The organism is Streptomyces sp. NPDC048415 (genome assembly GCF_040651675.1).
Classification (GTDB): Bacteria; Actinomycetota; Actinomycetes; order Streptomycetales; family Streptomycetaceae; genus Streptomyces.
Window position 1 is genome coordinate 1 of sequence record NZ_JBEZKJ010000190.1, and the last position, 5,781, is coordinate 5,781.

3 protein-coding genes and 1 pseudogene are annotated in these 5,781 nt (G+C 71.4%); 2 read left to right on the plus strand and 2 right to left on the minus strand.

The annotated features are described in order from the left end of the window. Window positions 1-113: 113 nt before the first annotated feature. Window positions 114-372 (plus strand): annotated as a pseudogene (locus AB0D27_RS44945) (transposase); the annotation flags it as partial. Between the two features lie 38 nt (window positions 373-410). Here the strand turns inward: AB0D27_RS44945 and AB0D27_RS44950 are convergent. Continuing rightward, window positions 411-3,941 carry a SpoIIE family protein phosphatase gene (locus AB0D27_RS44950; protein ID WP_362521339.1) on the minus strand — a complete coding sequence of 1,177 codons (3,531 nt, stop codon included), beginning with the start codon at window positions 3,939-3,941 and terminating at the stop codon, window positions 411-413. 170 nt (window positions 3,942-4,111) lie between these two features. On the opposite strand from AB0D27_RS44950, the gene AB0D27_RS44955 reads away from it, so the two are divergent. Continuing rightward, window positions 4,112-4,387, plus strand: coding sequence for a transposase (locus tag AB0D27_RS44955; RefSeq protein ID WP_362521342.1), 276 nt, complete (start codon window positions 4,112-4,114; stop codon window positions 4,385-4,387). Window positions 4,388-4,898: 511 nt separating this feature from the next. On the opposite strand, the gene AB0D27_RS44960 is transcribed toward AB0D27_RS44955, so the two are convergent. Continuing rightward, complete coding sequence (locus AB0D27_RS44960; RefSeq protein ID WP_362521345.1) at window positions 4,899-5,237, minus strand: thioredoxin domain-containing protein; 339 nt, start codon at window positions 5,235-5,237, stop codon at window positions 4,899-4,901. Window positions 5,238-5,781 lie beyond the last annotated feature (544 nt).

Genomic DNA, 5,781 nt, shown 5'->3' on the forward strand with positions numbered 1-5,781 from the left:
TTCGCACCACACACCTGGACGACTACAAGCCTTACCTGATCCGGCGCTGGAACGAAGGGTGCACCGATGCCGCCCGTCTCTTCCGGGAGATCCAGACTCAGGGCTACCCGGGGCTGCAGGAGTTCATCGACCCCCGCGACTGGATCACCTGCTACTTCCTGCCGGCCTGCACCAGATCTCAACCCCGTCGAGGGCATCTGGTCACTGCTGCGACGCAGCAGCCAGGCCAACACCGCGTTCACCGACCCTGACCACCTGATGCGCGCCCTTCGCCAGGGCCTCCGCGAGATCCAGTACCGCAGCTACCTCGTCGATGGATGTCTCGCTGAAACCGGCCTCACCTTGACGACATCACGCCAGCAAGTTCGTTAGCAGTGGATTTAGCAAATCCGCAGCTTCCTTAGCAATGACTACGAGCGGTCGGTTGTAATGGCACTTCCGTCGGCCTGCGGGTCGCCGGTTCGACACGATGGTTCGGCGGTGGCGGCGAGCAGGGCGGTGTCGTCGTCGACCCGGTCGGGGGTGTTCAGCAGCTCCAGGGCCCGTTCGGTGATCTGCTGGGGGTCGGTGCGGGCGGCGGCGGGCAGCGCGCCGCAGGTCTGGCGCAGGGCCGCCAGGCAGTCGTCCAGGGACAGCGCCCGGTTCTCCACCAGGCCGTCGGTGTATAGCAGCAGGCTGGTGCCGGGCGGAAACGCCACCTCGCGGTCGACTGGGGTGCTGCCCAGTCCCAGCGGCAGCGCCGGGGGCAGCTCCAGGTAGGCGGTGTCGGCGGCTACCAGCAGGGGCGGCAGGTGCCCGCTGGCGGCATAGCGCAGGCGGTGGCGGTGTGGGTTGTAGACCGCGTAGAGGCAGGTGGCGAAGCGTTCGGTGGCGAGCGACTGCAGGTAGGCGTCCAGCCTGGCCAGCACCCGGGCCGGGCCGGCGCCCTCCAGCGCGAGGCTGTGCAGGGCGGAGCGGAGTTGGCCCATAACGGTGGCGGCTTCCACGTCGTGGCCCATGACGTCGCCAATGGCCAGCCCCACGGCACCGTCGGGCAGGGCGAGCACGTCGTACCAGTCGCCGCCGACCTCGGCGCCGCGGTTGCTGGCCCGGTAGTGGGTAGCCAGGCGCACCCCGGGCACCTGGGGCAGGCGGTGGGGCAGCAGGGCGCGCTGCAGGGTCAGAGCGAGGCGGCGCTCGTTGTGGTACCGGGTGGCGTTGTCGTAGGCCAGGGCCAGGCGGTGGGCGAGGTTCTCCAGATACTTGTGTTCGACCGCGGAGTAGTCGGTGTGCCGGACCAGTACCAGGGCCCCCAGTGTCTGGTCGTGGGCGTGCAGCGGCAGGGCCAGCACGGCGGCGGGCGGCGGGTGCGGGCCGGCTGGTGCTGGGGCGGTGCCGTTGATCGCGTGGGTGGCGGCGGTGGCCAGGGCCTCGCGGGCAAGAAGGGGGGTGCCGGCGATGTACGCCGGGGGCGGCTGCGCCGGGGCGGGTGGCGCGGCGGTGAGGTGGACGCTGATCTGGTCGGCGAAGTCGGGCAGCAGGATCTGGCCGGCAGTCTGCAGTATCTGGTCCGGGTCGAGGGTTGCGGACAGCCGCAGGCCCGCGTCGGCCAGGGAGGCCAGCACGGCCAGCTGGTTGCGGGTCTCGGTCAGGACCTGTTCGCGCAGCCGGGACAGTTCCAATCCGGTGCGGACGCGCGCCAGCAGCTGGCGCGCGGAGAAGGGCTTGGCCAGGTAGTCGTCGGCGCCGGCGTGTCGGCCCTGCACGGATTCCTCCTCGCCGGCGCGGGCGGTGAGCAAGACGATGGGCAGGCGGGCGGTGCGCGGGTCGGCGCGCAGCGCCCGGACGAGCTCGAAGCCGTCCATGCGGGGCATCATCACGTCGCTGAGCACCAGCTCCACCGGCTGCGCCAGGGCCATCTCCAGGGCGGCCCGGCCGTCGGCGGCGAGCAGCACGTCGTAGTCGGGCTGCAGGAGCTGGGTGAGGTAGGCGCGCATGTCGGCGTTGTCGTCGACGACCAGCAGGCGGGCCCGGTGGGGGCGGTCGGTTTCGTGCGGGCCGGGGGCGTGCGGGGTGCGTGCCGCGGGGGTGGCCGCGGCGGGGACGGGGTCGGCCGCCAGCCAGCCCAGCGCCTCGTCCACATAGGCCGCGGCGCGGCCGGGCCGGCCGCCTCCGCCTTCCCTGGGGGTTTCCCCGGGGGATCCGGCGCCGGCTGCGGGCGGGTCCGGGCGGGGCCGGTGGGCGGCGGCGAAGGGGAGGTCCACGGTGACGGTGGTGCCCTGGCCGAGCCGGCTGCCCACGCCGACGGTGCCGCCGTGCGCTTCCACCAGGTCCTTCACCAGCACCAGGCCGAGGCCGCTGCCCTCGTGGGAGCGGGAGCGGGCGCCGCGGACCCGGTGGAAGCGCTCGAACAGGCGCGGCAGTTCGTCCGCTGGGATGCTGGTGCCGGTGTCGGTCACGGTCAGCCGGGCCCGGTCGCCGGCCGCGGCCACCTGCACCCGGGCGCCGCCGGTGAAGGTGAACTTCAGGGCGTTGCTGAGCAGGTTGAGGATGATCTTCTCCCACATGTCCCGGTCCAGGGACACCGGCTTGGGCAGCGGCGGGCAGTCCACCTCCAGCGTCAGCCCGGCCGCCTCGAAGGCGGAGCGGAACACCCCGGCCAGCTCGGCCGTGGCACCGGCGAGGTCGACCGGCTCGAGGGCCGGGCGCATCTGCCCGGCCTCGGCCCTGGCGACGTCCAGGAGGGTGTTGACCTGTTTCAGCAGGCGCAGGGCGCCGCGCTCGGCCAGCTCCAGCTGCTCGCGCCGCTCGGGCCGGTCCTCGTCGGCCAGGGCCTGCTGGAGCGGGCCCAGGAGCAGGGTGAGCGGGGTGCGGAACTCGTGGCTGACGTTGGCGAAGAAGGCGGTCTTGGCCCGGTCCAGCTCGGCCAGCGCCTCCGCCCGCCGGCGCTGCTCGTCGTGGGCGAGCGCGGCCGTCAGCGCCCCGGCCACGGCGGCGGCGAGCACCTCCAAAAAGTCCCGGTAGGCCCCGGCCGGCGGGAAGCAGGGGTTGACGCCCACCACCAGGACGCCCTCCACCTGGCCCGCGCAGTGCAGCGGCAGGGCCAGCGCCTGCTCGACTGGGAGCCGGGGGGCCGCGGCGTGCTGCCCGGTCGTGTTGCCGCCGGTGAGCGCAGCGGCTGGCAGCGTGGCGGGCGCACCGTCGGCGACCACCTGCGCCAGCCGGGCCGCGACCTCCGACTCGTCGGCCGCACTCAGCGAGACGGCCTCGGGCGCCGGCCGGAGCCCGGTGGAGGCCGCCGGCCGCAGCATCCCCGGCTCGGAGGCCAGGTACAGGCACTGGAACGGAATCTCCTCGGGATAGGAGCCCAGCACCTCCGCGACGACGCGGGCGACCTCGCCCGGGGTGGGCAGCCCGGCGGTGCGGGCGCCGGTCTCGCTCAGCAGGCGCAGCCGGCGCTCGCCCAGTACCCGGCCGGTGGTCTCGGTGATGATCTGCAGGACGCCGCCCGCGGTGCCGTCGTCCAGCAGCACGGGCTGGAAGGCGGAGTCGAAGTAGCACTGTTCCGGAAAGCCGTGGCGCTCCATGATGAGCGGCTCATCGGGGATCAACAGGGGCTTGCGGGTGTCGGTCACATAGTGGAAGTGGGAGCTCACGGGGTGGACCCAGACCTCGGGGAACACATCCATATAGGGCCTGCCGAGCGCCCAGGGGTGTTTGGCGCCGACAATGGGTGTGGAGCCCAGGTTGTACAGCGTGGTGAATTCGGCGCCCCAGTACAGAGCCATCCCGTGCTCAGAGGTGAGCATGAGGCGCAGGGTGTCCACCAGGGGCCCCGGCCAGGACTCGGGGGACCCGAGTGGCGTCGCCGCCCAGTCGATCCCGGCCAGAAGCTCGCCGAACGCGCCAGCCTCGGCGAACATCCGGGCCGCCGCGGTGCGCGGGTCATCGGGCCGGGGCATCGAGAAATCTTCCTCCTGGCGCCTGTGTGATCCGCCCGCGCCCTCCGAGGGCTGCCGACGGCCACTCGCTGCGGACCTCCCGGGCAGACCGGACGCCGGATCCGACGGTTCTGGCACGCTCCCGCCAGAATTGCAAGCTTAAAATATTTAAAAAGGTGATTTGCCCAGCAGTGTACGCCTGCAGCCGCACGCCGACGGCGGCGATCGTCGACTCGCAGTCCCTGTGGGCGGCCGACACCGGGGGCGCCGCCCGTGTCGGCCGGGACAGCGGGAAGAAGGTGGCGGGCCGCAAAGGGCAGGTCGTGGACTGCCTGGGCTTGCTGCTGGTCGTGCTGGTCACCGCCGCGAGCGTCCAGGACCGGAATGCCGCGATGCCGCTGCTGCAGCGACTGCGTGAACTCCACCGCAGGATCACATGCCCACGCGTGATCCAGACCTCACCGTAGTCCAGCGGCTTCCACAATGACAGCACGTCAGCCCCACCAGTGAGGTCGCATTCCCGGGCGCCAACTGCCTAGCTTCAGGTGGTACTTGTCCTGCGCGCAGGCTCGTCAGTATCACGGCGTCTGGCCTCCAGGCTGACGCCCAACCGGCGTTCACCCCGCCGGCGGCTCCATGGAGCGAAGAGGGGGCGACGCCAGGTCCCGTGAGTGAAGTGCACTCGCCATCCGTGATCGACATGGCGCTGGACTTCATCTCGTGGACAGCTCAACAGCGCATAACCGAAGTGGGACGGGTTCCGGGCCCTGCTCGCCGTCGACGCGGGCCGAGTGGTGCTGCGCTCCAGACGCGGCACCGAGATGGCGCCGGCGTTTCCGGAGATCGTGGCCGGGGCCGCGCAGCTGCCGGACGCGACCGCGATGGACGGCGTTATGTGACCTGTGGGGGTGTCTCAGGCGGCGCAGCTCCCATAGACGAGACGTGAGGGGCGTCGCGGCCACGTGCCGCAGCGGCCGCTCAGAGGTGGCCGTCCAGGAACTTCCGTACCTCGGCGATGGTCATAGGCCCCGTGCCTTGCGCCACCGCCTCTCCCTCCTTCAGCAGGACGTAGGACGGGGCTCCGGTGATCCCGTATCGCTCGGTTGCGGCCGGACAACGCGTGATGTCGGTGCGGACGGCCGTCAGGCGGCCCGTGTAGTCGTCGGCGATGCCACCCATGACGAGGTCCATCACCCGGCAGGGCTCGATTGCCTTGGGCCATGTCCCGGTGAAGTATGCGAGGACCGGAACTCCGCTCATCCCGAGGATGAAATTGAACTCCGCGTCCTCACGGGGTCGGTGAACCCGCTTCGCCATGGAAGCTCCTGACCTCACGTTCCGTCATTCCATCCCCCATCATCCCTCGCGCGGTGTGCCAGGCCGGCCCGGTCGGTCGTCCGGCTGACCTGTCGGAAGGGAGGCACGGGGCCATCGCAGAACCACGGTGGTCCCCGGCGCGAGCGGCCCGGCCCCCGCCCCTGGTGACCCGGCCTGGCCGCCCCGCCGGTCACCCAGCTGCAGCCCGCCGCGCGCCCGTGGGTCAGCTCGTGCCAGGACAGCGCCCTCCACGACGACATGAAAGCTGTTTTCCAGGGCATAGCGGCCCAGATCACCGACCAGATGCTCGATGAGCGCGTCGACGAGCGGGCCGGTGCGCATCGTCCACCGGATCCAGTCGAGCCGTATCCGCTACCGGGCTTCTCAGAGACAGCGCCCCCGATGGGCTTCCCGAGGCCTTGTCTGGTCTTCACATCAACCGTTCCTAAAGACTGAGCGGGAGTGAGTCCTGTTGCCAGAACCCATGCTCAGCCGAACGCCCCGAGCGGTTTTGGGCGTTCTGGTTCCCCGCGTTCGCTCCGCG